Source organism: Bacillus swezeyi, from assembly GCF_001969815.1.
GTDB classification, from domain to species: domain Bacteria; phylum Bacillota; class Bacilli; order Bacillales; family Bacillaceae; genus Bacillus; species Bacillus swezeyi.
The window spans coordinates 16,550-42,922 of record NZ_MRBK01000010.1 but is presented as its reverse complement, the minus strand read 5'-3'; the positions used below and the strand labels follow the sequence as shown (position 1 = coordinate 42,922).

Sequence of the window (26,373 nt, the reverse complement as noted above, 5' to 3'; positions counted from 1 at the left end):
ATAAATCAGAAATAAAATACCCGTATCTTGTGTTTTGGAGCTTGTAGAAAAGGTTTGGGCTGTTTCTGACACTCGATATCAGAACCCCCGCTTTCTTTTTTTGCCTTCGAGAGGGTTTCATAAAAATGAGATGAAAAGGCAAAATACGAAAGGGAGGTAGACGATGAAAATGAACAGAAACCGCCATACCCTTTTGCTGCTTGCGGCAGCATGCTTTTTGATGCTGCCGTTTCCAATCGGTCATGCAGCCGAAAAACAGCATGTTCAATCTGAAAAGAGCACCCCTGTCATCAGGCATATTCCCGCAGAAAAAAGCCGGCAAGGGGATGATTTGATTTTTCATGCACAAACCGCTGCTGATACTGTTATCCTCTATTACAAACAACATGACGAATTGCCGTTCCGGGCGATTCCGATGGATATTGAACCAGGCAAACAAAACAGCTATATTGCCAAATTGGAGAGCGAAAGATTAACTTCCGACACAATCGTTTATTTTATTGAAGCGCAGACCGGCGGCCGCTCATCCAAGACGAAGCTGTATACGGTTGATATCAAAGGATTGCAGGCTGATGTTCAAAAGCTGCCAGAGCTTTTCATTACCGAAGTCGTTGTTGATACAGCAAATACCGGCGGAAAAGACGGTTATGAATTTATCGAAGTTTATAATAATACGAATAAGCCTGTTCATATGAACAATTACAATATAAGATACCGAGATCCCGAAAAAGGAAAGGAATCCGAGCAGATTTGGCCGTTTGAGCAGAATGATATGACGGTTCCTTCAGGGGAGACACATGTGTTCTGGGTTAAAAACGGTTCGAACCGCCATTTGACAGCCGCTGATTTTAACCGCCATTACGGCGTGCATCTCCAGGAAGGCAAAAACCTTTCAGGATTGAAAGGAGGCGGCATGGCCAACAAGGAGGCGCGGGAGTTGGTCATCAGCACAAACAGCGGCGAAGATGTTGCCGCCGCCCATTATAACAGTGAGCCGGGCCGGACCGATTCAGTCGATAACAAAGCAATACTTTATAAATATCCGCACGACGGAACAAAGCACATGATGAAAATATCAAGCGGAGAACAGAAACCGTCTCCAGGTTCTCTTTTAAAGGGGCAGACGCCGTCAGAAATGGTCGCCGTTGTTCCTGACAGAGAAAAGCCGCAGATCCAGGATATGACGGTTCATCAATCGGCAAAGCCCGGGGAGACGATTCAGCTGTTAGCGGATATCAGCGACAATCAGCAGGTCAAAAACGTGCAGTTCTTTTACCGGATGAATGAAGATGAAGCGTTTAACGGAGTAAGTGTCGAAAAAAGTCGGAATGACGGCCTTTATCGCCGTAATATTTATTTTGCAGAACTCATTGGCAAAGAAAAAGTGGAGTATTATATGAAAGCCAGCGACGGAGAACATGTAGTGACGACTGAGAAGAAAAGCATTGCGCTTGAACAGAGCTTTTTGAAAGGACTGCGATTGAATGTGAATGACGGCGGTACTGTGTCCGGAAATACACTGCTGAAAGCGACATCAGAGAGGCCGCCGAAAGAAACGAACATTCGGATAGACGGGAAGGAACAAAAAGCCGGTCATACAGCACTTGAAAAAAAAGCATATTTTGCTTTTGACGTCAATCAAACGAATCTCTATTTTAAAAATGCGGTCACCATCGGCAAACGGGTTCATAAAATATTTGACGACTCACGGCGCCGATATGCAACCATCACTGTTCCGGTTTCTCCTGAAGAGTTTACGAAAGGAAAACCCTTTGCCATTAAAGTCCGTTCAGGTACAAAATCAACCCCATTTGAACAATCTTCCGCAGAAAACCGGGATGATTTCCTTTTGAGAAACCCGCGTCTGATTTTGGCCGATGGCACGGTTATCCATGATGAACGCTATAACGACGCAAAAGCAGAGCTTCCTGTCGGAGACAACCCGAATGCAAAAGAATGGTATGAATTTCACTTTTCCCTGCCGGACAAGAGCTTTCAGTCGCTTGCCGTTAAGTGGAATACGAATGCCTGGAAAGAAGGTGCACATACGATTGAAGCAGAGAATGCAGAAGAGAGAGTGATACACAAGGTAACGGTTGATAACACGGGACCTGAGATCAAAGCTTCTGTCAAAAACGGCAAAACGTATAAAGGGGCATTTATGCTTGATGCAGCCGTTACGGACAAGTGGAGCGGGGTCAATGAAATAAAGGCCTATCTTGACGGCAAAAAAATTGCGTTGCCTTACTCAGCATCTTCCGCCAGCTTGGATCACGGCAGACACGTTTTGAAGATTAAAGCAGCTGACAGCGCTGGAAACATTTCGGTTCTAAAAAGGGTTTTTTATATCGAGGAAGAACAGCCGCACAAGCCTGAACAAGCGAAAGTGAAGGCCGGCAGCAGACAAGCAAAATTAGCTGTCCGTGTCAAAGATCCGACAAAGGACAAGATGAATGTTTCTTTCTATCAAGGGTATCAATATGCCGCAGGGGATGAAGAGCATGTCAAAGTGTCAGCTAACGAAAGCGATACAGAGCCGCCGCGACGTTTTGCGATAAATGGTGAAAAGACGCTGACAAAAGAGGAGCGCGGCAGAATGTCTTCTTCTGACGGAAAAGGTTTTGAAACAGTTTCGACCGCCCGGTTTCCCTATCATCGCTTTGATGTAAAAGTCGATGAACACGTCGGGAAACATGACAATGTGGAAGTCGTATGGCGAGGAAGCTCTCTACCTGGGAGAAGAGTGTCAATGTTCGCCTGGAACTACAAAAAAAAGCAGTGGGAAGCGCTGACTTTTCATATCGCAAAGGATGATAAATCTTTTACGCTTAAGGGAAGCGTAAAGTCTGCGGACTTTGTCCGCGATTCACGAGCCAGCATCATCGTGCAGGATCAGATTCAGCTTTCCCAAGATGACTATACATTGATCTGGATGTCCGATACCCAGTACTATTCGGAAAGCTATCCACACATTTTTGAAAAACAAGTCAAATGGATCGCCGAACAGAAAGACAAGCTGAAAATTAAGTATGTCTTTCACACAGGGGATCTTGTTGATGAAGCGGATCAGCCGATTCAATGGAAGCGTGCCGATCAGTACATGAAAGTGCTGGATGATCATCGGGTGCCGTACGGTGTGTTGGCGGGAAACCACGATGTCAGCCATAAAGACCGCTCTTATGTGAAATACGGTCAATACTTTGGGGAAAAGCGCTTTAAAAACAAACCTTTTTACGGAGGCTCATTTCTTAATAACAAGGGGCATTATGATTTAATTTCCAGCGGCGGCAATGACTATATTATGCTGTCCATGGGCTGGGGAATCGGAAAACAAGAGTTGCAGTGGATGAATGATGTGCTGAAACGCTACCCTGACCGAAAAGCGATTTTGGCATTTCACGAATTTTTGCTGGTCTCGGGAGGCAGAAGTCCGATTGGCGAGAGGATATTTGAGCAGGTGATCAAACCGAATCAAAATGTCATCGCCGTTTTAAGCGGCCATTACCACAGTTCCAACTTAAAAGTCGACAAGCTGGATGATGATGGAGACGGTCAGCCGGATCGAAAAGTTTATCAAATGCTTGCCGATTATCAGGGCGGCCCTGAAGGCGGCCAAGGCTATATGAGGATTTTTCATGTCGACCCAAAGCATGACACCATTCATGTCAAAACCTATTCGCCGTATCTGGACGACTATAATTTCTATGATCCCCATCAATACGGTCCAATAGATGAATTCAGCATCAAAACAGATCTGAAACCGCGGAGGAAAAAAGTCAAAACCGACTATTTTGAACTGAATGTTTTTTCGAATCGCCAGATTGGAAAAGCAAAAAAAGTGAAAAGCGGAAAAACAGCCTCTGTGACCTGGAAGGATTTGAACCCGAATACCGCCTATTTTTGGTATGCGGCAGCTTCAGATCAATACGGCGGAAAAAGCCGCTCTAAGATGTGGAGGTTTATGACAAAGCAAGATGATATTGATGTATTTTCCGGTGATAAAGGATCTCAGACAGCCTTCGCACATCGAAAAATGAGCGGAGGCACTGAGGCCGGCGGCGGACGGTCACCAGCCCCTCCGGCCGCAGATCTTCAATTAGAAAACCTAGAAGCACGAATGTTGCGGCTGAAGCAGCTCCCGGCTTTAATCAGTGCCTTGAAAAGCTCTTTTACGTATGCAGAAATCGGCTTTATACTGGTGCTCATCATGCTGCGTCATCGTTCTAAACACTTGTTATCCCGATGAGGGGACAAGTGTTTTTATTTTGACAAGTCCCGGCTTCGAATAGATGAAGACACTGCCTGTTTCTTTCTGTATACGGCTAATACCGTGATGGCGGCAATCACAGCAGCGGACAGGACCGCGGCAGTTAAGTAAAGGTTTCCGAAACCTGTGCCGATGCTGTCGTGGATTGCTTCCTCAATGAGTTTTTTCACTTTTGGATCTGGAATTTGGCCGAGCATGTTTTCGAACTGCGATCCATTTGTGCCCTCGCCTGAAAACGCCTGAAAGGGAATGCCTGCCTCCTTTAATTTGCTCGTGATATGACTGCCGATATTCTCATATCCCGCTGTGATAAATCCGGCGTAAAGCGCAGGGGCTAATGTCATCCCCATCTGTCTGACAAGCGACAATGTTCCGAGGGCTGTTCCGTAATCTTGTTTTGCCGCCTCTGATACGAGCATGTTTAAAGGCGCTCCTAAAAGAAAGCCAAAACCGACGCCGGCGATCACGCTGGCTAAGACGAACTCCCATTTCTCCGTTACCCAGACGGACAGCATGAAGAATCCCAAAAATGAAATAGCTCCCGACAGCAATGTCGCCTTGACCGGTCCTTTTCTATCGGCGAGCATCCCGCCCAGGCCAGCTCCAATCCCTGAAGCGAGTGCGAGCGGCGTCATCCAGTATCCTGCTTTTTCAGGAGCGACATGCAAATATTGTTCTGCATATGAAGGAATAAAAATAACCGCCGCTAAAAGACCTCCTGATAAAAACCCGATAAAAAGCGTCCACTGAAACACTTTATTTTTCAGCAGGCTGTAAGCGAGTATCGGATCGCCGCCTTTCAGCTCGACGCGTTTTTCATAAAAAAACAGTCCCGTAAACAGAACAAGGCCGATGATGAGGAAAAGGAAGACTTGCGGATCAGTCAGGCCGGCGAGTAATTGTTGGCCATTTAGATTCGTTATTCCGTACATCACAGATAAAATCGACAAAGACAAGATCACGGTACCGGCCATATCAAGCGGTTTTGCTCGGGCTGCTTTGGTTTCGATCATAAACGGAAAGCTCAGTGCGATCAGTCCCGCTGCAATCGGCAAGTTAATCAAAAACAGCCAATGCCAGCTTCCGGTGAGATCTAAAATAAAGCTGCCGATATTTGGACCGAGCACTGCTGCGATCCCATTCATCGCACCTAAGAGGCCGAGTGCCGTTCCTTGTTTTTCTTTTGGCAATGTCGTGAGAATGTGAGAGCTTCCGATAATAAAAATTCCGCCGCCGCCAAGTGATTGAATCAGCCGCGCCAATAAAAACATCGGGAAGTTCTGGCTTAGTGCAACGAGCAGCGAGCCGATGCCAAACAGCAATACTTCAATGATAAACAGCTTTTTGCGTCCATAGCGGTCCGATAATTTTCCAACAATCGGAACACTGACTGCCAAGCCGAGCGTATAAAGCGTAATCCCCCAGGCCCCCCATGAAGGCGATACTTGAAAGGATTGATTGATAGTCGTTAGTGCGGCTGAAATGATGCCGTTGTCTAAGGCAGCCATAAACACTCCAATTGTAAACAGAAAAATGGCCCGCTTCTGTTTCGCCTCATGTTTCAACAAAGCTTTGGACATGTATTTTCCCCCTTATTTATTAATTTAGAATAAATAATTCATTTAGAGTTAACTATTTTTATCATCCTTGAAAAAACTGGTTTTGTCAAAAGGAATTTTTCATCAAAAAAAGCTGCACCGGCATCGGGGACTAACCCCATAAGATGAGACAAATAAAAAACACCTTAAAATTTGAAAATGGATAGTTGTTATTCGAAATAAGACGTGGAGGTGTTTTTTCTATGGGGACAAGTGTGAGTTATCCGGTTGAAGTCAAACGTAAGGCTGTAGAAATGAGATTGGCAGGCGTTCCTATGAAAGAGATCACGCAGGAATTGAATATCAAGAATAAGACGCAGGTTCAGACACGGGTGAGGTGGTATAAGGCTGGGGATACACACCGATTCGAACAGCCTTCAGTTGCCAACACTGCCTAAGAACTGCGTGTTACATAGCGACCAAGGTTCTGTGTATACATCTTACGAGTATCAGAAAGCTGTTAATATAAAAGGCATTACCATGAGCATGTCCCGTAAAGGGACGCCCGCTGATAATGCCTCCATCGAATCGTTTCATTCCTCACTAAAGTCTGAAACGTTCTATCTTAACAGCATTGATCGAACTACGACCGCCATCGTAGAACGCACTGTCAAAGAATACATTCATTATTATAACAACATTCGTATTAAACGAAACTAAACAACCAATCACCGATAAACTATCGGCAATTGGCTGTATAAAGGTGTTTTGATCCCTGTCTCAAAAACATGGGTCAGTCCCAGAGGCACTCTTTTCGATTTTTACGAAACAATTCAACCTTAAATTTACCTTATAAATAAAATTCCATCTTGAACAAACATTGGAAAATATGATACATTATTTAATAGAATTAACAAAAAATACTTTTGTTTATATAAGGAGCATTTATGGATAACAAACACAACTTTATTACTCTCATACATCATTTCATATTTTCTCCTAAGGAGTTTCTTTCAATCAAGTATTCTAGTGATAAGAATTATCGTCATTCTTGGTTTGTCTTCCTAGCTGTATTGAGTCTGTTTTTAGGCTTTTATTTAGCTATCTTCCCAACACTCTCTACCTTGATTAATAATTCATTTCGAGTCAATGGAATTGATTATACAACTGATATGAATACACTCATTATGATTATTACATTAGTATTAGGTATTATTCAATTTACCTCGATGGTTCTTGTAAGCTTTTTTATTATACATATTATTGGGATATTAATTGGCGGGGCCGCTACAGCCAAAGAATTTTTCCCTAGTTTTATTTATTCAATCATACCCATAGGCATCAAATTTACAATACTCATTATTTTTTCTTTCTTTTTAGGTAGTGATTTCGCCTTTTCAGTTATTTACCCAAATTCTCAACAGCCACTAGATATTATCTTGAATATTATTATCGACCCTTTCTTTTGGTGGTCTACCATTCTAGGGTGTATTGCCTTAAAAGTAATACATCAAATTTCTTATAAAAAAACCATCATAATCATTAGCATTACAATGTCTTTAGGTATTATTTCTCTTTTTTCAACCAGTTTATTTTTATAAACTGAAAGGAGGTGAAATTTCAAGATGAAAAATAGCAATCTTTTTAAAATTGCAAGTGTTACAAGTGTAGTTTCTCTCTTTGCCATTGCTACTTTCCTTATGGGCTCTTCAGAAGGTATTGCAGGTTTAGCTTCTATTGACTTTAGTTCAGGTCATCAGTTCGCTTTAGACCTTTCAACAAACCTAGGAATTAGTAGAAAAACAGCCTATGTAGCAATCGGTGTTATTATGACAACAGGTGATGTATTAACAATTCTCAGCCTATTGGCTGTTGTTTTGGGCGGAACTGGTCTAATTACAGCTGCAATGGTAGCTACAGCGAAAAAGCTAGCTAAAAAATACGGCAAGAAATATGCTGCTGAATGGTAAAATGATCAAATGGAAGAGGTTGAGGAGTATAATTATACTCCTCCTTATTTTCGTTCTAGGAGGAATATACACATGCTCAGCAAAAGGGTTCTCATTGCAAACTTTAAACTAACCTATAGACGAACTTTAAATCGCTTGATTTATTTTTTTCCATCAAGCGAAAATTTACTTAAATCAAATAAAATTCTATTTGTCTTTGCGCCCTTTTTCTTAGTGTATCTATTTATTCTATATAAAGCCTCACAGACTCTTTTAACTGGAGTTCCAGAGCATATTCTAACTCTAGGTACTAACTTTATCATTCTCTTTTTTGTTTTGAATATATTAAAATCATCGACTGATATCATACATCGATATGTATATCCTGAAGATTTTCTTCTTCTCCATACTTTAAAAACGGATCCAAATAAAATTTTATTATCAAGGTTCTTCACAACAATTTTTCTAAACATCCTGTTTAAATTAACAGTAGTGTTATTCCCTATACTCTTTTTTATAAATTTTTCTACACATGGTCGTATATATCTTTTGTTATCCTTTCCATCATTGCTAATATTTATTGTTGGACTAACAAGTCTTTATTCATCGCTTACATACATCGTTTATTCTAAATTTCTACATAACATTTTAAATTCACGATCAAAAAGCTTGTTATCCCTTATAGGAATTGCCTGTTTATCTGCCATTTCAACTACTTTTCTTGGCTGGATTGGACTTAATTATTTTTATCAAAATGATCTCCTTGAAGCTATTGGCAATTTCATATATCTATTTAAATTAGATACGATATTAACCACCAATTGGCTTCCTACAAATTGGTTTTTACTTTCAACAAGTGATGTACATTTATTTTTTATATGTTCTATAGGTTATATTGCTTTAGGTTGCCTTTTCGTCTTTATTACCTTTCATTTAATTTTGAAAGTATTGATTATAAAAGAAGCAGTACCTAATAATCTTTTGCCAAAATTAAAACCAATCAAGTTGCCTTTTTTAAGTTTCTTACAAAAGGCCTTACCACGGCAAAATATTGCTATTCTAAAGAAAGACCTTACTGCATTATTAAGAGCTAATTTTACAATAAAAAAACGACTGGTACTTTCCATTAATATGATTGCAATAGAACTAGGTGTATTGATAGGTCTTAGTTTAAATCAAATGTGGTTTGATTTCTCAGATATCTTTGTTATCTACCCAATTTTATTTGCTGTGACTTATAACACATCTTTATTAGGAGAGGGATTACTTGGCGTAACTTCAGCAGATGCAGAGCGTGAGAACCTTTATGTTTATAAGAGTTCGGGTGCTTCTATTTTTAAATTGATCGCAGGAAAATCTTTATTGCACTTATCTGTGATTCTTATTTTAATGAATACGTTATATCTATTTATCTTATTGTTATTCAACTTAGATATTATGACGCAATTTATATTGTTCATCATGATTAACTCCATCAGTCTTATCATAGGTGCTGGGCAAATTATTGGAACATTTCTCTATCCTCGTTTAGATTGGGAGAACTTTGAAGACATTGGTTCATCTGTTAAAGCATCATTTTTTGAACATACTATTCTTGGAGTGTTACTGGCATTTTACCTTCAGTTGTATGGTATCACAGGCGTTCTCGTTACATTTGATATTATTAATAGGGGAATATTCTTTTTAATCATTGTGACAGGTACCATTTTATTTGTTATAGGTATTGGATTCTTTTATTACTTTTGGATTAAAAGAATAGGAACGAAAAATTGGGAGATGAAAACATGAACATTGAAAATGTGTCTTTCAAATATAAAGATAAACTGATCCTTGAATCTATTAATTTAAAGGTAGAGAAAGGCAAAGTGTACGGCTTACTTGGACCAAATGGAGCTGGTAAATCAACTCTTTTAAAATGTATCCTTGGTATAGTGAAACCTTACGAAGGTAAAATCACTATCAAAGGAGAAACCTTAGAATCTGAAAGATCCTCTTACCTTAAATATATAGGATACGTTCCAGACGCACCTTTTATCTATCATTATTTAACACCTAGAGAGTACCTTGAGTTTGTTGCTGATTTACAAGATGTCCCTTATGAGATTAAAAATGATAGAATAGATCTTTTGTTAAGTCAATTTAACTTGAAAGATAATGAAAATGACATGATATCTACATTTTCTTTTGGTATGAAACATAAGTTATCTGTTGCAGGAGCCATACTTCATGAACCAGAAATATTAATATTAGATGAACCATTAGGTGCATTTGATCCTCCAACTACAAAGATGATGAAAAGTTTTCTCAAACGTTATGCTGAACAGGGAAACACTGTCATCATGTCTACACACCTTGTAAACATAGCACAACAACTATGTGATAAGGTTGGAATACTGATTAATGGTACTTTAGTTAAAGAATATAATCACCTTACAGACATAAAGGATTTTGAAGATTTGATTATAAGGGATATGGATACGATACTAAAATGAAGGAATTAATAAAAAGAAATAAGCGTATACTCTATATAGCAAGCTCCTTTTACATAGTGGGTTTAGTTCTTGGTGTGATTTTTAACAATATTCTACCTAGCCTTAGTCAAGATAATGTTCAAAATATCACAGTATTAGGTTATTTTACACATAATTTTGCAGCAAATTTATTTCTCATTTTTTCAATGTTTACATTTGGAATTTTGACATCTATCTTATTAATATTGAATGGCTTCTTAGTCGGTCTATCTTCTTTACATAGTATCACCGACCATGGAAACGATGTCTTATTTATATTAACTGCTTTGGTTCCTCACGGTATTTTTGAGATTCCCGCAATGATTTTGTCGGGAGCACTTGGCTTCAAATTGTTAGATTACGTATATATGAAGATAAGGGGTATTTATTTTTCAAAAAAACAGTTTTTACTAGATTTTTTGTACTTTGTTATTATACTATTTTTATTGACATTACTTGCTGCTGTTACAGAAGCATTAATAACGCCTTATTTACTTAACAAATTAACATTAGGAGGCTCTTATGTTCTTTAATAAAAAGCAGATAGATAAATTATTGGATGATCATACAGAAGAAGAACAAAAAGAAACGAAAAGTAAAGTTAATACTTCATTTATAATAGTATTTTATTTTTCAATACTACTATCAATCTGTACTTTCTTTTTTGATTATAGGTACTTTTTGATTACTTTGTTTGGCCCGACCATTTTAGTAACTTTTATATCTCCACCTTTACAAATCAAAAAAGGTATTTATAGAATTTTTTCGGCCATATATTTAATACTTTTAATTACAGTTACCTTCTTTTGGTTAAAGTAAATGATTAATTCTCAATCAAAAACGTCCTTAATGGATGTTTTTTCATTTTATATCGTTTTAAATAAATAATTTGAATTATTTTTTTGACATGTTCCATCCCGCACTACGAATGGGTTCTTTATCCTTTTTTATCATTGTATAGGTATGTAAACGGTTTATTGTAGGGGGAGGGGCTTATGTTAACGCTTATTGGTTTGCTGATTATTTTAACGATTGTCGTATTGCTGATTTTGGGAAAAGCAAGTCCGATTGTTGCCATGGTTATGGTGCCTTTGATAGGGACGCTCATTGCTGGATTTGGCATCAATGATATTTAAACCTTTTTTGAAGAAGGGATTATCAAAGTACTGCCAGTGGCGACCATGTTTATCTTCGTCATTTTATTTTTTGGCATTTTACAAGATACAGGGTTCTTTGAACCTGTAATCAAAGCATTAATCAAGCTGACAAAGGGGAATGTTGTCACCGTTTCCATGGGTACAGCTGCAAGGATCTGACTAAGAGTAACTCTAAGAGGCGACTAGAAAAACAAATCGGCACGTTGTGCCGAGAGCACAAGTATCGATATGGATATCGGAAAATCACAGCCATACTAAAAAAGAGAATGCGTTTAACCATAAAACTGTTCAACGTATCATCCAGAAAAACCAGTGGCAGTGCCGGGTTAAAGTGAAAAAGCGTAAGAAGAATGGGCAGCCCTATGCCGTGGTCGATAATATACTGGATCGGAACTTTCAGTCTGACCGCCCTCTTGAAAAACTAGTAACGGACATCACGTATTTGCCTTATGGACAGAAACAGTATATTGGATTTATACAAGTTGAGAAGTGATTGCTTTTACGATTGGGGATAAGCAGGACACAGACTTTGTCTTAAACACACTTGATCAGTTGCCAACACTGCCTAAGAACTGCGTGTTACATAGCGACCAAGGTTCTGTGTATACATCTTACGAGTATCAGAAAGCTGTTAATATAAAAGGCATTACCATGAGCATGTCCCGCAAAGGGACGCCCGCTGATAATGCCTCCATCGAATCGTTTCATTCCTCACTAAAGTCTGAAACGTTCTATCTTAACAGCATTGATCGAACTACGACCGCCATCGTAGAACGCACTGTCAAAGAATACATTCATTATTATAACAACATTCGTATTAAACGAAACTAAACAACCGATCACCGGTAAACTATCGGTAATTGGCTGTATAAAGGTGTTTTGATCCCTGTCTCAAAAACAGGGGTCAGTCCCATCGGCTGCAGCTTTTTTATTCTTCTTGATTCGCTTTAAGCGCTTTTTCAAGAATGGTGAGGCCTTCATTTACTTTGTTTTTTTCCTGCTCGCTCAGCATTTGGAGCGCTTTTTTTAGTTTTTCATGCCCTTTTTGATACAAGTTTCGAAAAATATTTTTCGCTTCTTCTGTTAATTCGACAACGATTGTTCTCCGATCTTGTACTGAGTGTGTTCTCTTAATAAAGTTTGCTTGCTCGAGACGGCTGAGCAGACCTGTCATATTCGAAAGGGAGGCTCCCATTTTTTCGGCAATTTCAGAGACTTTCAATGTTCCATGGTTGTTGAGAAGCATTAATACTTTCATTTGCGGCATACTGATATCGAGTTTCATCCATTCTGAGACATCTCCGAGTCCGGCGGCTGTCAGCACTTTCATATAAAGAACCCATGTTTCTTTTTCTTCTGGGGATAGGATATCCTCATTCAGCACAGTCGTGTCGTGAATGTTGTATTTCACGGTCTTTTCACTTCCTTTAATCGTTTCCTCTTTTCATACTACTGATTTTTTGCTGTGAAAGAAAGTCCGGCTGACCATGAGTTTTTTGATCGGCGATAAGATGTCCACTTTTTAAAAAATGTTTTAGGTTCATTTTGAAAGTGATAGAATAAAGCTGAATGTCTAGTTCTTCATCGGAGAAGAGGAGGGTGCATCAACGTGCCGAAAGTTCGAACAAAAGATGTGATGGATCAATTCAAGCTGGAACTAATCAGCGGAGAAGAAGGAATCAACCGCCCGATCACGATGAGTGATTTATCCAGACCGGGGCTTGAAATGGCGGGGTATTTTACATATTATCCAAAAGAAAGAGTTCAGTTGCTGGGAAAAACTGAAATTACCTTTTTTGAGAAGCTTCCTCAGGAAGAAAAAAAGCAGCGGATGCTTTCTTTATGTACTGAAATTACGCCGGCGATCATTCTGTCGCGGGATCTGCCGATTCCGTCTGAACTGATTGCAGCTTCCGAAGAAAACGGTGTGCCTGTGCTGCGTTCACCATTAAAGACAACGCGCTTGACCAGCCGCCTGACGAATTTTCTTGAAAGCCAGCTTGCTCCGACGACTGCGATTCACGGAGTGCTTGTCGATGTTTACGGCGTCGGGGTTTTAATCATTGGAAAGAGCGGCGTCGGCAAAAGTGAAACGGCATTGGAGCTTGTTAAAAGAGGCCACCGTCTTGTTGCGGATGACTGCGTGGAGATCAGGCAAGAGGATCAGGATACATTGATCGGAAGCGCGCCCGAATTAATTGAACATCTCCTTGAAATCAGAGGTCTCGGCATCATCAATGTCATGACTTTATTTGGCGCTGGCGCTGTCAGAAGTTTTAAACGGATTACCCTTGTGATGAGCCTCGAGCTTTGGGAGCAGGGAAAACAATATGACCGTTTGGGGCTTGAAGAAGAAAAAATGAAAATCATCGATACTGACATTCCAAAGCTGACCATTCCGGTCCGTCCGGGAAGAAACCTTGCCGTCATTATTGAAGTGGCTGCCATGAACTTCAGACTGAAGCGAATGGGTCTGAATGCGGCGGAGCAATTCACCAATAAGCTGGCGGACGTGATTGAAGATGGTGACCTTGAAGAATAGGAGCTGACAAAATGAACGAAACGATTGAACCTTTAAATCCCATTGCTTTGCAACTTGGGCCGATTGCCGTCCACTGGTACGGCATCATTATCGGTTTTGGCGCTTTGCTGGGATTGTGGCTGGCGGTCAGGGAAGGCGAACGGAGGGGACTCCATAAAGATACCTTTGTTGATCTGGTGCTTTTTGCGATCCCGATTGCCATTTTATGTGCGAGGGCGTACTATGTCATTTTTCAATGGGGCTATTACAGCGAACACCCCGATCAGATTATTCAGATATGGAACGGCGGCCTTGCGATCCACGGCGGCCTGATAGGGGCTGTGCTGACGGGAATCATCTATGCAAAGGTCAAAGGCCTTTCATTTTGGAAGCTGGCCGATATCGCGGCTCCAAGCATCCTGCTGGGCCAGGCGATCGGCCGCTGGGGAAACTTTATGAATCAGGAAGCGCACGGGGAAGCGGTATCGAGAGCGTTTCTCGAAAATCTGCATCTGCCTGATTTCATCATCAACCAAATGTATATTAATGGGCAATATTATCAGCCTACCTTTTTGTATGAGTCATTATGGAGCTTAACTGGAGTCATTGTTCTGCTTCTGTTAAGAAAAGCAAATTTAAAGAGAGGCGAACTGTTCTTAATCTATGTCATTTGGTATTCGATCGGACGCTGCTATATCGAAGGCCTCCGGACGGACAGCCTGATGCTGACGGAATCGCTTCGCATTGCACAGGTCATTTCGATTGTGCTGATTTTATGTGCGGCTGCGCTTATTTTGTTTAGACGTTTTAAAGGCGGAGAGATTAAACGATACCAAGAGATGTAGGTTTTCATTAAAGGGGAGACAGCAATGAAGGGAACCTTAAAAGCCGGATTGGAAGCGGGGCTGAAAACGACGTGGACGCTCGGAAAAGTGATTTTTCCGGTTACGCTGATTGTCAGCCTGCTCCAGCATACACCGGTGATGGACTGGATGATCAAGATGATCACTCCGGCGATGGGAGTTTTCGGCCTTTCGGGTGAGGCGGCGATACCGCTTGTGTTAGGCAATACGCTTAACCTGTATGCCGGGATTGCAGGGATTTTGACACTTGACTTAACTGTCAAAGAAGTTTTTATATTGGCTGTCATGCTGTCGTTTTGCCACAACCTGATCATCGAATCGACGGTCGCTTCAAGGGTCGGAATTAAAATAGGGATCATTCTGCTTGTGCGCATCGGACTTGCCGGCTTCTCGGCCGTCATCATCAATCTTGTGTGGCACGGAGGGCAGGATGCGGCCAAATACGGTTTGATTTCGGCAAAAAGCGCGGCTCCGTCCGGGTGGTGTTTGAAATTGCCGTTGAAGCTGTTGCAAAAGCGGGGCTGGGGATACTTCAGCTTGCCGTCATCGTGATACCGCTGATGGTCATCATTCAATATATGAGAGACTTAGGCTGGCTGAATACTTTTTCAAAGTGGTTTGCACCGCTGACGAGATTGCTCGGAATGAAAGAAAACACATCAATGACAATGGTTGCCGGACTGACGATCGGATTGGCGTACGGAGCCGGTGTCATGATCAAAGCCGTTGAGGAAGACGGTGTCAGCAAACGCGATGTGACACTTGCCTTCATATTTCTCGTTGCCTGCCATGCTGTTGTTGAAGACACGCTCGTATTTATTCCGCTCGGCATTCCGGTCTGGCCGCTTCTTGTCATCAGGCTTGTGACTGCGGTTCTTTTGACGGTCGCCGTTTCGCGTTTGTGGAAAAAGCCGGGCTATTCCGTTCGGAGAAAGGAAGCTTTGAATGAAAATTAATACTGTTTTATTTGATTTGGATGGAACGCTTATCAATACAAACGAGCTGATTATCGCATCATTTTTGCATACGCTCGATCATTATGCCCCGGGCCGCTATAAGCGGGAGGATGTGCTTGCATTTATCGGTCCTTCCCTTTACGACACCTTCAGCGGTATACATAAGGATAAAACAGATGAAATGATCAGAGTGTACCGTGAATTCAATCATAAAATGCATGATGAGCTTGTAACAGAGTATGATACGGTTTTTGAGACGCTTAACCGCTTAGCGGATGAAGGGTATAAGCTCGGCATTGTCACGACCAAACTGCGCGATACCGTCAACATGGGTCTTAAGCTGACCGGCCTCGATTCTTTTTTTGAAACTGTGGTGACCCTTGATGACGTAGAGCGGGCCAAACCGGACCCGGAGCCTGTCTTGCTCGCGCTTTCCAAGCTCGGCAGCCGTCCTGAGGAAGCAATCATGATCGGTGATAACTACCATGACATTTTGGCAGGAAAAAATGCGGGGACAAAAACCGCAGGCGTGGCCTGGACGATTAAAGGCGAAGAAAGCCTTGCCAAGCATCGCCCTGATTATATGCTGGGCAAGATGAACGATCTCCTTCAGATTCTTGGAGTGGAAACAGCTTGAGAAGAACGAAGCGTTATCCTGTGTCAGGTGTCAACTCCTTATGGCACGTCTATCAAACGGTTCCGTTTTTCAAAGTGGTCAAAAACTTCATCGTGATTCAAGCGGCCCGCTATACGCCGTTTTTGGGGATCAAAAATTGGATGTACCGGACGTTTTTGCGAATGAAGATCGGTGATCAAAGTTCATTCGCCCTGATGGTCATGCTGGACGTGATGTTTCCCGAAAAAATTTCTGTCGGCCGAAATACTGTGATCGGATACAATACGACGATTCTAGCCCACGAGTATTTGATTAAAGAGTATCGGCTCGGTGAGGTCGTCATCGGTGATGAAGTGATGGTCGGAGCAAATACGACGATCCTTCCCGGTGTTGAAATTGGTGACGGCGCGGTCATCTCCGCCGGCACGCTCGTCCATAAAGACGTGCCGCCCGGCGCATTTGTCGGCGGCAATCCAATGCGGCTCATCTATACAAAAGAAGAAATGGAAAAACGTTTGGAACCCCCTGCTGAATAAACAGCAAGGGGCTGCAGCTTAAAATTCGTGATTGTTCCTTTCGATAACATGTTTCACTCCGATCCATTTCTGTCCGACTTCACGATCTCGTATTAGTCATCGTGACAGAAAACTTGTGCTGCTAATAGCTTCTTTCATGTTTATAGACACCGAAACCTTAAAGGTGGAGCCCCCGAGCTGGCGAATGAACTTGCCGCCTTGATCAGCGGCGAAGTTTTTTACCGTAAATGTGCTTGATTTGAAATGTTTGATCTGAACCAATGCGCGCAGATCCCCCGTCAACCGTGACCTTTCTTTCCTGTTTGACAGTCAGCGCATCATCTTCCTAAACGACATTATTGGCAAAAGCGTTTCTCTAAGTGTGAACGCCATCTACTAGCAGGGGCGCGCCGAGCCCGGCGCTTTTAAGTGTCGCGCCATCCTTCACTCTGCCGTCTCCAAGGTCAGGGCCTGCTGCCAAACGTTCTCCCTGTTATCCTAAGTCTCTCCTTTTCCAACGACGATCGTTTGATGAACGGTCTCAACCGCCGAAGCTTTTTCAGGCAAAGCTTGCCCCAAATCCCCGACAAAACCAATCCTATTTATGAATTACACAATTTTTGAAAACAGACCGTTTCCTTTCATGATTCTTATCCAAGAATGAGTAGAAGACAACCTTTTTCGCTAATCAAATGAAACTCAGAAAAGGACAACTCTGTTTTAATTCTGATTTTTTCAAGTGTAGACAGCACTATTATTTAACAGAAAAAGTGACCTAAAAAAGCCTTTTATTCCTCAGAAAATTCACACTTTGCTTATCTGTTTTCATGTTAAAATGTGTAAAAAGGAAAAAGGAGGAACTTGGCAATGAAAAAGAACTTGTGGATATGGATGACGCTTTCGGCTCTTTTAACGTTTTTTGCATATGCAAAAGCAGACGCTGCCGAGAACATGATTCTTGGCTATACGACAGGAGACAGCGCTTCATATCAATCACTTACGGCGTATCATAGCTATATCGACTCTATCGCGACCGATACGTTTGCTTTTGATACAAAGGGAAATCTCATAGGCGAGACCCCTGAAAACCAGCTTGCATTTGCAAAAAAGAACCGGATTAAGACATGGGCCGTGATCTCAAATTATAGCGAATCGATTCAAGATTTTGACGGAGATTTAGCCTCCCAGGTCATCACAGACGAAACAAGCAGAAAACATTTGACAAATCAGCTCGTAAGCCTGGCAAAAGAGCATGGTTATGATGGAATCAATATCGATTTTGAAGCGGTTTTTCCAGAAGACCGCGCGGCGTATTCAAGCTTTATCCGATATGTCTCAGAGTCCCTAGAAAGAGAGCAGATTCAGATCATGGTTTCCGTGCCGGCAAAAAGTGCGGATGATCCTGAGGATGATTGGAGCTGGCCTTATGATTACGCCAAAATTGGACAGGCTGCCGATTATGTGCAAGTGATGACTTATGACGAACATGGCAGCTGGAGCGATCCGGGCTCTGTTGCAAGTATGGACTGGATCAAAAGCTCTCTGAAATTTGCAGTCCGAGAAATCAGCGCAGGCAAAGTGATCATGGGGATTCCTTCGTATGGGTATGATTGGGATTTAACCGATCAAGAGAACAACGCATTAAAACAGTGGAATGAGATTCAGATGCTTAAAAACGAGACGGGAGCCAAACCGGCATACGATGTACAAACAGCATCTATGACTTTTTCCTATGTCGATCAAGTGCGCCACCGGCATGTTGTTTGGTATGAAAACGAAGACACCGTGGAAATGAAAAGCCGTCTCTCAAACGATTATCATCTTGCTGGGGTCTCTGTCTACTCTTTAGGCTATGAATCCGAATCCTTCTGGCAGGCTGTTCAGACAGGTACAAAATAAAAAGCGGGCTTGCCGAAAATGTCCATTCATTGGATTGATCGGCAGGCTCTATTTTGTTTTAAGCGAAAGGAGGACATGAAAAAGAGCTGGATTTTTTTCCGTTCCAGCTCTTTTTTATTTTAAGAAGCAATCACAATCGCCTGGCTGCCCATTTGTTCCCATGAGTTTTCAAAGCTGGTTTTGTCTGCTTTCCGGTTTTTATAGCCATATGGATCATTCAAGTAAACATAGTCTTCATCATAGCCTGTAACCGCGACACTATGAACGCTGTAAGTCACATCGGCTGTGCCTGTCGGGGTATCCCACGTTTCCATATCGTTTACCGTACTGAAATTCACAGTGGTAATGACCCAGACCGGTCTCCCTTGATTCAGCTGTTTGTAGATGGCTTCAGGGCTGTTTCCCGTCAGGTCAATGGCTTTGTTTCCCGCATAGGATGAGGCCAAATCGTAAACCGGGCCGTGATAGACGCTGAGTCCGGGGCCGTTTTCCATATCGCCGACAAAGCCGTCATTTGGGTTTCCTTTTAAGCCGTTTTCATACTGCAAAGGCACCCTTTTTACTTTTTCAGCGAGTTCATTTTTTGTTACGTCATATCCGCTGTAGTTTAAAATCATCGCCAAGCTGGCTACTTCACAGCCGTTATAAAGCTTTGGCGGGTCCATTTGTTTAATTAATGGAACATCCAGCGGTTCACGTTCCGCCTGTTTTTTCGTTTTAGTTTTCACTTCTTCGCTATCCGCAGATGTCTGATTGGATGCGCGCTTTTCTGTCAGCGGACTTTGTACTTCTTTAGAAAACAATATGAACACAGTAATGATAACGGATGTAAAGAAAAGTGCGGCAAAAAGTGTTTTGAAGAAATTCATATTCAGTCTCCTGTTCCCGATAGTACTAATTAACTGTGCATGAGTAAAGCATTGCATTTTTATTATATCATCAAGATGTTCACGAAATAAAAGTTAGCATTTACCAGAGCCAAATGACCCATTTTGTAAGCGGTTGTTGATTTTGACTCTTTTATCTGTTAGCATATTATCATATTAGCGAACTAAAGGATTCGGAATTTTCCTTCTAACGTTTTTGGGGGTGCAAGTGCAGATGTTTATGTTTGAAAAACCGCACGGTATGAGAGACACATTGCCAGGGCTTTATGAAACAAAGAAAAAGGTGCGCTCTTCATTGACAGAGGTTATGAGTCTGTGGGGATATCAGTTCATGGAGACGCCGACACTCGAATTTTATGATACGGTCGGAGTTCAGTCGGCCATTTTAGATCAGCAGCTTTTTAAGCTCCTTGACCAGGAGGGGCAGACGCTTGTGTTAAGGCCTGACATGACCGCTCCTATTGCAAGGGTGGCGGCGTCAAAGCTTCATAAGGAAAACCATCCGCTCCGGGTAGGATATGCGGCAAATGTTTACAGGGCGCAGGAACGGGAAGGCGGCCGCCCTGCCGAATTTGAACAAATCGGGGTCGAACTGATTGGCGATGGAACAACAAGCGCTGATGCAGAAGTGATTGCACTTGCTATTTTTTCACTTAGAAATGCAGGACTGACCTCTTTTAAAATTTCGATTGGTCATGTCGGCATTGCCGATGCTTTGTTCATGGAGGTTGTAGGCAATGAAGAGAGAGCGCATGTGCTAAGGCGTTTCTTATATGAAAAAAATTATGTCGGCTATCGGGAGCATGTGAAGGCGTTGAATTTATCATCCATCGATAAAAGCAGGCTGCTTGAGCTTTTGGAGCTCAGAGGCGGTGTTGAAACGTGCAGCCAGGCAATGACGCTAGTCGATTCGGAAAAAGGAAAAAATGCGATCTCAGAGCTTGAGGCTCTTTGGGAGACGCTTGGCGACTATGGATGCACGAATGATGTCAAACTCGATTTAAGCATGGTCAGCCATATGAGCTACTATACCGGCATTTTATTTGAAATATACGCTGAAAACGTAGGTTTTCCAATTGGAAACGGCGGCCGCTATGATCAGCTTCTCGGTCATTTCGACTTTCCGGCTCCGGCCACCGGCTTTGGAATCCGGATTGACAGACTGCTTGAAGCCTTAAACCCAGAAGAGATGCAGGAAAAAATGGATGTCGTGATTTTCAGCACAAAACAGCGGGCAGAAGCGATCAAATTTGCCGAAGAAGAACGGTGCAAGGGTAGAAAAGTCGTTGTCCAGGATTTATCGGGAATTGAAAATATCGATCAGATGACAAAATCTTTTCAAAAAGTGACCTATTTTATCGGGGCCAGAAAGGAAGAACAGCATGGGTAAGGTATTGACGATTGCGATGCCGAAAGGGCGGATTTTTGAGGAAGCCGCCGGAATGCTGCGGCAAGCCGGTTATCAGCTTCCTGAAGAATTCGATGATTCAAGAAAACTGATCATTGATGTACCAGAAGAAAATCTTCGTTTTATTCTGGCAAAGCCGATGGATGTGACGACATATGTGGAACATGGAGTGGCTGATGCCGGAATCGCCGGCAAAGATGTCATGCTGGAAGAAGAGCGCGATGTCTACGAAGTACTCGATTTAAAAATCAGCAGATGCCATCTTGCTGTGGCCGGCCTGCCGCATACAGCGCACAGCGGAGTTGCACCCCGGGTCGCGACAAAATATCCGAATGTCGCTTCAAGCTATTTCAGGGAGCAGGGAGAGCAGGTGGAAATGATCAAGCTGAACGGTTCAATCGAGCTTGCTCCGCTCATCGGCCTTGCGGACCGGATCGTAGATATTGTTTCAACAGGACAGACTTTACGGGAAAACGGACTGGTTGAAACAGAAAAAATTTGCGACATTACCTCACGATTGATTGTAAATCCCGTCAGCTACCGAATGAAAGATGAAGTGATTGATGAAATGGCTTCACGGCTTTCTCTTATTGTGGAAGGGGATAAGACAAAATGAAAATGACATCCATCAGCGGAAAGACTGCTGTTTCGCTAAAACGCACCATCGGTTCAGGCACGGAAGAACAGAGAAAAACAGTCAGCACAATCATCGAGGAAGTAAAGAAAAACGGGAACGCGGCTGTTTCTGCTTTTACTAAGCGATTTGACGGAGCTGATGTTGCCGATCTCCGCGTAACCGAACAGGAAATGAAAGAAGCGTACGGCATGATGAAACAGAGTGAGATCGACATTTTAAAATCGGCCATCTGCAACATCAAAGAGTATCATAAACGTCAGCTGGCATCCTCATGGTTTTATCACCGGAAGGACGGAACGATGCTCGGCCAAAAAATCACGCCGCTTGATTCAGCAGGTGTTTACGTTCCGGGCGGTACGGCTGCTTATCCTTCATCCGTCCTGATGAATGTGATTCCGGCGCTCGCCGCGGGAGTCGAACGCATCGTCCTCGTCTCTCCGCCGGGAAAAGACGGCAAATTATCGCCAGGCGTATTGGCTGCGGCGGCAGAGCTCGGCATCAAAGAAATGTACAAAATGGGGGGAGCTCAGGCGATTGCGGCATTGGCATACGGAACGGAAACGATTGCTCCCGTCGATAAGATCACGGGACCCGGGAACATTTATGTCGCTTTGGCAAAGCGGGAAGTATTTGGCCAGGTTGACATTGATATGATCGCAGGGCCGAGCGAAATCGCCGTTCTTGCCGATCAGACGGCAGATCCGCGGGAAATTGCCGCCGACCTGCTTTCCCAAGCGGAACATGACACGATGGCGTCAAGCGTTCTCGTCACAGATTCCCGTCCGCTTGCCGAAGCTGTTCAAAAAGAAGTGGATCAGCAGCTGGAACGTCTGCCGAGAAAAGAGATTGCCCGTCAGTCGATTGAGAACTACGGCCGTATTTATGTTGCAGAAACACTTGATGAAGCCGTCTCTGCCGTCAATGAGCTCGCCCCTGAACACCTTGAAATATTAACGGTGCAGCCTGAGGCGCTGCTAGGAAAGATCAGGCATGCCGGCGCCATTTTCTTGGGACCGTACAGTTCTGAGCCTGTCGGCGATTATTTTGCTGGGCCGAATCATGTGCTGCCGACGAATGGAACAGCCAGATTCTCAAGCCCGCTCAATGTCACAGACTTTCAAAAGCGATCAAGCATCATTTCATACAGCAGGGAAGCTTTTTCTGAGAATGCTGAGAAGATTGCAGCCTTTGCCAGATTGGAAGGACTTGAAGCCCACGCAAGAGCCATTGAATCCAGAATCCGGGAGGAAGACTGATGAGAAAAGCCGAACGGGCAAGAAAAACCAATGAAACAGACATTAAACTATCCATCAATATCGATGGGGAAGGAAAAGCGGATATTCAAACGGATGTGCCGTTTATGACGCATATGCTTGATTTATTCACAAAGCACGGCCAATTTGACGTTTCTGTAGAGGCGAAAGGCGATGTGGAAATCGATGACCACCATACGACAGAGGACATCGGGATTTGCCTGGGACAGGCGCTGTTGGAAGCGCTCGGGGATAAAAAAGGCATTAAACGCTATGGCTCAAGTTTAGTGCCGATGGATGAAGCGCTTGCCCAGGTTGCAGTCGATTTAAGCAACAGGCCGCACCTTGAATTCAGGGCCGAGCTGCCAAGCCGGAAAGTGGGGACATTTGATACTGAGCTAGTCCACGAATTTTTATGGAAGCTTGCTCTCGAAGCGAGGATGAATCTTCATGTCATCGTTCACTACGGAACGAATACCCATCACATGATTGAAGCTATTTTTAAAGCGCTCGGCCGCGCGCTTGATGAAGCGACGATGATTGATCCCCGTGTCAAAGGAATTCCATCAACGAAAGGGATGCTGTAAATGATCGGTGTCATTGATTACGGTATGGGAAATCTGTACAGCGTTTCTAAAGCTCTGGAACGGATCGGCGCACCATATTTTGTGTCAGATCGGATCGGTGAGCTGCAGAAAGCGGACAGCTACATTCTTCCAGGAGTCGGCGCTTTCAGGGATGCGATGGAGATTTTGGATAAAACAGGCCTGAAAATCTTTATTCAGAATGCTGTCAGTGAAGGAAAGCTTCTTCTCGGCATTTGCCTCGGCATGCAGCTTTTGTTTGAAGAGAGTGAGGAGCAGGGAGCAACAGAGGGGCTCGCCCTTTTAAAGGGGAAAGTCACCAAACTCGAGGAGCGCGGTCCATTGAGAAACCGGCTGAAAGTCCCCCACATGGGCTGGAATCGCCTCACAATCCACCGCGATTCTCCGCTCTTAAAGGAAACTGAGGAAGGATACGCTTATTTTGTCCATTCCTATTATGTCAGCGGAATGGATGAAGAAGCTTTGCTGGCCAGTGCGGATTACGGTGTGCGGGTACCCGCCGTCGTCGGTTTTGACAATGTGTACGGGGCCCAGTTCCATCCGGAAAAAAGCAGTACGGTCGGAATGTCCATTTTAAAGCAGTTCAAACAGCTGACAGAAGAACAGAAGGTGAAAAAATGAGTGAATTTATTTTATATCCGGCTATCGATATGAGAAATGGCAAATGCGTAAGACTTGTGCAGGGAGACTATGCAAAAGAAACAGTATACGGCGACTCTCCACTTGAAATGGCGTCGTTGTTTGCCAAAGAAGGAGCAAAATGGATTCATCTCGTTGATTTGGACGGCGCCAGAGAAGGGAAAAAAGTAAACGACAGCCATGTGATATCCATAGCCAAAGAACTGAATATCTACGTACAGGTCGGCGGCGGCATCAGAACCGAAAAGGATGTGTATGAATATCTATCACAAGGCGTAGAAAGAGTGATTTTAGGAAGCTCTGCCGTTTCAAACCCGAATTTTGTGAAAAAGATGCTGAACACTTACGGTCATCACATCGCGATCGGTCTTGATGCGAGAGACGGCTTTGTTTCGACGGAAGGCTGGCTTGAAACGTCGGCGGTGAGAGCGGAAGAGCTTGGCCGTGAGCTTGCAAATGAAGGTGCAGAGGTTTTTATTTTTACGGACATTGCAACAGACGGAATGCTGTCCGGCCCGAATATCGGCAGCACGGTTGAGCTCGCAAAAACAACCGGTAAACAGGTCATTGCCTCAGGAGGCGTCAGCTCTCTCACTGATCTTGAAGCATTGGCCGGCCGCCGTATGGACGGCGTCAGCGGCGCTATTGTCGGAAAAGCTCTTTATACGAACCAATTCACTGTGTCTGAAGCGCTTGAAAGGGTGGGGTGCAAGTGATTACAAAGCGAATTATCCCGTGTCTGGATGTGAAGGACGGCCGGGTTGTTAAAGGCATTCAATTTCTTGAATTAAAAGATGCCGGGGATCCTGTAGAACTGGCTGAGATATATGACGAAGAAGGCGCAGATGAGCTCGTCTTTCTCGATATTTCCGCTTCTCACGAAGGGAGAAAAACGATGGTTGATGTCGTCGAAAGAGTGGCGGCCAAGCTGGCTATTCCTTTCACCGTCGGCGGCGGCATCAATCGTCTGGAAGATATGAAAACGATTTTGAGGGCCGGAGCAGACAAAGTTTCCGTTAATACGGCCGCGGTTCTCCGTCCTGAGCTGATTACGGAAGGCGCGGCTTTCTTCGGTTCGCAATGCATCGTCGTCGCTATTGATGCAAAATACGATCAAGATGAAGACCGCTATTTTGTTTACACTCACGGCGGCCGGAATAAGACAGACCTTGAAGCGGCATCGTGGGCGAAGGAAGCCGTTCAGAGGGGGGCCGGCGAAATCCTGTTGACGAGCATGGATTCCGACGGAGAGAAAAACGGTTTTGACCACAGATTGACAAAGCTTGTATCAGAAGCCGTTCCAGTCCCGGTCATTGCTTCAGGAGGCGCGGGAAATGCCGCACATATGCACGCGGTGTTTAAAGAAGGCCAAGCGGACGCCGCTTTGGCTGCTTCGATTTTTCATTATAAAGAAACGTCTGTGAAAGAAGTGAAAGCTTATTTAAACGAGCGCGGGGTGAATGTAAGATGATAACGGCAGATGAATTGACATTTAATGAAGCCGGTCTGATCCCGGCGATCGTCCAGGATGCAGCAAGCAAAGAGGTGCTGACCTTGGCATATATGAATAAAGAATCGTTTGAAAAAACGCTGGAAACGAGGGAAACATGGTTTTTCAGCCGATCCCGCGGGGAGCTTTGGCATAAAGGGGCGACATCCGGGAATGTCCAGCATGTCAAAGACATCCGCCTTGACTGTGATCAAGACGCACTTGTCGTGCTTGTCGAACCAGCCGGACCTGCCTGCCATAAAGGAAGCTACAGCTGTTTCACATCAATGGACGACAGAAAGGCGGCAGACGGCGGCCGTTTCGCCATCATAAACGAGCTTGAAGCCGTGATTGCCAAACGGCAGGCGGAAATGCCTGAAGGCGCCTATACGACTTATTTATTTCATGAAGGCATTGATAAGATTTTGAAAAAAGTCGGCGAAGAAGCCGCGGAAGTCATTATCGCTTCAAAAAACAGGGATCATGAAGAATTGAAATGGGAAGCGGCGGATCTTATTTATCATCTGCTTGTCCTCTTAAGGGAACAGTCCCTCCCGCTTGATGAAGTACTGGAAGTGCTGAAAAAACGCCATAAAGGAACAGAATAAGCTTGAAAGTTTACTTGCCAAAAGGGATTGCATGCCCTTTTGGTTGTTTTTTTTGC

Annotated in this window: 24 protein-coding genes and 4 pseudogenes; 24 read left to right on the top strand and 4 right to left on the bottom strand. The window is 43.4% G+C overall.

Features of this window, described 5'->3' with window-relative positions:
• The first annotated feature begins 163 nt into the window (after positions 1–163).
• Complete coding sequence (locus BTA30_RS09940; RefSeq protein WP_076761097.1) at positions 164–4,246, top strand: lamin tail domain-containing metallophosphoesterase family protein; 4,083 nt, start codon at positions 164–166, stop codon at positions 4,244–4,246.
• Between the two features lie 14 nt (positions 4,247–4,260).
• Here BTA30_RS09940 and BTA30_RS09935 read toward each other — a convergent pair whose 3' ends face one another.
• On the bottom strand, positions 4,261–5,847 hold the full coding sequence (locus BTA30_RS09935) for an MFS transporter (protein ID WP_076761096.1): 1,587 nt from the start codon (positions 5,845–5,847) through the stop codon (positions 4,261–4,263).
• Positions 5,848–6,068: 221 nt separating this feature from the next.
• Between BTA30_RS09935 and BTA30_RS09925 the strand changes: the two are divergent.
• The 9 genes and pseudogenes from BTA30_RS09925 to BTA30_RS09880 form a co-directional block, all read left to right on the top strand.
• Positions 6,069–6,566 (top strand): annotated as a pseudogene (locus tag BTA30_RS09925) (IS3 family transposase).
• Positions 6,567–6,752: 186 nt separating this feature from the next.
• Positions 6,753–7,406, top strand: coding sequence for a YIP1 family protein (locus BTA30_RS09920; protein WP_076761094.1), 654 nt, complete (start codon positions 6,753–6,755; stop codon positions 7,404–7,406).
• A 24-nt stretch (positions 7,407–7,430) separates the two neighbouring features.
• Positions 7,431–7,775, top strand: a complete 345-nt coding sequence (locus BTA30_RS09915) for an uberolysin/carnocyclin family circular bacteriocin (protein WP_083696964.1) — start codon at positions 7,431–7,433, stop codon at positions 7,773–7,775.
• A gap of 72 nt (positions 7,776–7,847) precedes the next feature.
• A complete protein-coding gene (locus tag BTA30_RS09910; protein WP_076761093.1) occupies positions 7,848–9,542 on the top strand; it encodes a hypothetical protein in 1,695 nt (564 codons plus the stop codon).
• Complete coding sequence (locus tag BTA30_RS09905; RefSeq protein ID WP_076761092.1) at positions 9,539–10,246, top strand: ABC transporter ATP-binding protein; 708 nt, start codon at positions 9,539–9,541, stop codon at positions 10,244–10,246. Before BTA30_RS09910 ends, BTA30_RS09905 begins: the two co-directional genes overlap by 4 nt.
• Positions 10,243–10,797 (top strand): stage II sporulation protein M, encoded by a 555-nt coding sequence (locus tag BTA30_RS09900; protein WP_076761091.1) that lies wholly within the window; start codon positions 10,243–10,245, stop codon positions 10,795–10,797. The genes BTA30_RS09905 and BTA30_RS09900 overlap by 4 nt, the downstream gene beginning before the upstream one ends.
• Before the next feature lie 462 nt (positions 10,798–11,259).
• Positions 11,260–11,400 carry a hypothetical protein gene (locus BTA30_RS23795; protein WP_239693710.1) on the top strand — a complete coding sequence of 47 codons (141 nt, stop codon included), beginning with the start codon at positions 11,260–11,262 and terminating at the stop codon, positions 11,398–11,400.
• 36 nt (positions 11,401–11,436) lie between these two features.
• Positions 11,437–11,580 (top strand): hypothetical protein, encoded by a 144-nt coding sequence (locus BTA30_RS24235; protein WP_478209651.1) that lies wholly within the window; start codon positions 11,437–11,439, stop codon positions 11,578–11,580.
• Positions 11,571–12,281 (top strand): annotated as a pseudogene (locus BTA30_RS09880) (IS3 family transposase); the annotation flags it as partial. The gene BTA30_RS24235 and the pseudogene BTA30_RS09880, both read left to right, overlap by 10 nt.
• Before the next feature lie 68 nt (positions 12,282–12,349).
• On the opposite strand, the gene BTA30_RS09875 reads toward BTA30_RS09880, so the two are convergent.
• Positions 12,350–12,832, bottom strand: coding sequence for a MarR family transcriptional regulator (locus tag BTA30_RS09875; protein ID WP_076761089.1), 483 nt, complete (start codon positions 12,830–12,832; stop codon positions 12,350–12,352).
• Between the two features lie 198 nt (positions 12,833–13,030).
• Here BTA30_RS09875 and hprK point away from each other — a divergent pair, with 198 nt between their 5' ends.
• The 5 genes and pseudogenes from hprK to BTA30_RS09850 all read left to right on the top strand — a co-directional run bounded on the left by hprK (position 13,031) and on the right by BTA30_RS09850 (position 16,913).
• Complete coding sequence (gene hprK / locus BTA30_RS09870) at positions 13,031–13,963, top strand: HPr(Ser) kinase/phosphatase (protein ID WP_076761088.1); 933 nt, start codon at positions 13,031–13,033, stop codon at positions 13,961–13,963.
• A gap of 11 nt (positions 13,964–13,974) precedes the next feature.
• Positions 13,975–14,787, top strand: coding sequence for a prolipoprotein diacylglyceryl transferase (gene lgt / locus BTA30_RS09865; protein WP_076761087.1), 813 nt, complete (start codon positions 13,975–13,977; stop codon positions 14,785–14,787).
• A 24-nt stretch (positions 14,788–14,811) separates the two neighbouring features.
• A pseudogene (locus BTA30_RS09860) lies at positions 14,812–15,761 on the top strand (nucleoside recognition domain-containing protein).
• Positions 15,751–16,398 (top strand): pyrophosphatase PpaX, encoded by a 648-nt coding sequence (gene ppaX / locus BTA30_RS09855; protein WP_076761086.1) that lies wholly within the window; start codon positions 15,751–15,753, stop codon positions 16,396–16,398. Before BTA30_RS09860 ends, ppaX begins: the two are co-directional and overlap by 11 nt.
• The gene (locus BTA30_RS09850) at positions 16,395–16,913 is read left to right on the top strand and encodes an acyltransferase (protein WP_076761085.1); all 519 of its coding nucleotides are present in this window, start codon (positions 16,395–16,397) and stop codon (positions 16,911–16,913) included. The genes ppaX and BTA30_RS09850 overlap by 4 nt, the downstream gene beginning before the upstream one ends.
• Before the next feature lie 18 nt (positions 16,914–16,931).
• Here BTA30_RS09850 and BTA30_RS09845 read toward each other — a convergent pair.
• Positions 16,932–17,498, bottom strand: a pseudogene (locus BTA30_RS09845) (pectate lyase).
• A 261-nt stretch (positions 17,499–17,759) separates the two neighbouring features.
• Here BTA30_RS09845 and BTA30_RS09840 point away from each other — a divergent pair.
• On the top strand, positions 17,760–18,791 hold the full coding sequence (locus BTA30_RS09840; protein WP_076761084.1) for a glycosyl hydrolase family 18 protein: 1,032 nt from the start codon (positions 17,760–17,762) through the stop codon (positions 18,789–18,791).
• Positions 18,792–18,910: 119 nt separating this feature from the next.
• On the opposite strand, the gene BTA30_RS09835 is transcribed toward BTA30_RS09840, so the two are convergent.
• Complete coding sequence (locus BTA30_RS09835; protein ID WP_076761083.1) at positions 18,911–19,660, bottom strand: C39 family peptidase; 750 nt, start codon at positions 19,658–19,660, stop codon at positions 18,911–18,913.
• A gap of 232 nt (positions 19,661–19,892) precedes the next feature.
• On the opposite strand from BTA30_RS09835, the gene BTA30_RS09830 reads away from it, so the two are divergent.
• The 8 genes from BTA30_RS09830 to hisIE are packed head-to-tail and all read left to right on the top strand — an operon-like array spanning position 19,893 to position 26,317.
• Complete coding sequence (locus BTA30_RS09830) at positions 19,893–21,068, top strand: ATP phosphoribosyltransferase regulatory subunit (protein WP_076761082.1); 1,176 nt, start codon at positions 19,893–19,895, stop codon at positions 21,066–21,068.
• Complete coding sequence (hisG, locus tag BTA30_RS09825; RefSeq protein WP_076761081.1) at positions 21,061–21,702, top strand: ATP phosphoribosyltransferase; 642 nt, start codon at positions 21,061–21,063, stop codon at positions 21,700–21,702. The genes BTA30_RS09830 and hisG overlap by 8 nt, the downstream gene beginning before the upstream one ends.
• The gene (hisD, locus tag BTA30_RS09820; protein WP_076761080.1) at positions 21,699–22,979 is read left to right on the top strand and encodes a histidinol dehydrogenase; all 1,281 of its coding nucleotides are present in this window, start codon (positions 21,699–21,701) and stop codon (positions 22,977–22,979) included. Before hisG ends, hisD begins: the two co-directional genes overlap by 4 nt.
• Complete coding sequence (gene hisB / locus BTA30_RS09815) at positions 22,979–23,563, top strand: imidazoleglycerol-phosphate dehydratase HisB (protein ID WP_076761079.1); 585 nt, start codon at positions 22,979–22,981, stop codon at positions 23,561–23,563. Before hisD ends, hisB begins: the two co-directional genes overlap by 1 nt.
• Positions 23,564–24,202 (top strand): imidazole glycerol phosphate synthase subunit HisH, encoded by a 639-nt coding sequence (hisH, locus tag BTA30_RS09810; protein WP_076761078.1) that lies wholly within the window; start codon positions 23,564–23,566, stop codon positions 24,200–24,202.
• A complete protein-coding gene (gene hisA / locus BTA30_RS09805) occupies positions 24,199–24,936 on the top strand; it encodes a 1-(5-phosphoribosyl)-5-[(5-phosphoribosylamino)methylideneamino]imidazole-4-carboxamide isomerase (protein ID WP_076761077.1) in 738 nt (245 codons plus the stop codon). Before hisH ends, hisA begins: the two co-directional genes overlap by 4 nt.
• Positions 24,933–25,691 (top strand): imidazole glycerol phosphate synthase subunit HisF, encoded by a 759-nt coding sequence (gene hisF / locus BTA30_RS09800; RefSeq protein ID WP_076761076.1) that lies wholly within the window; start codon positions 24,933–24,935, stop codon positions 25,689–25,691. Before hisA ends, hisF begins: the two co-directional genes overlap by 4 nt.
• Complete coding sequence (gene hisIE, locus BTA30_RS09795) at positions 25,688–26,317, top strand: bifunctional phosphoribosyl-AMP cyclohydrolase/phosphoribosyl-ATP diphosphatase HisIE (protein ID WP_076761075.1); 630 nt, start codon at positions 25,688–25,690, stop codon at positions 26,315–26,317. The genes hisF and hisIE overlap by 4 nt, the downstream gene beginning before the upstream one ends.
• Positions 26,318–26,373 lie beyond the last annotated feature (56 nt).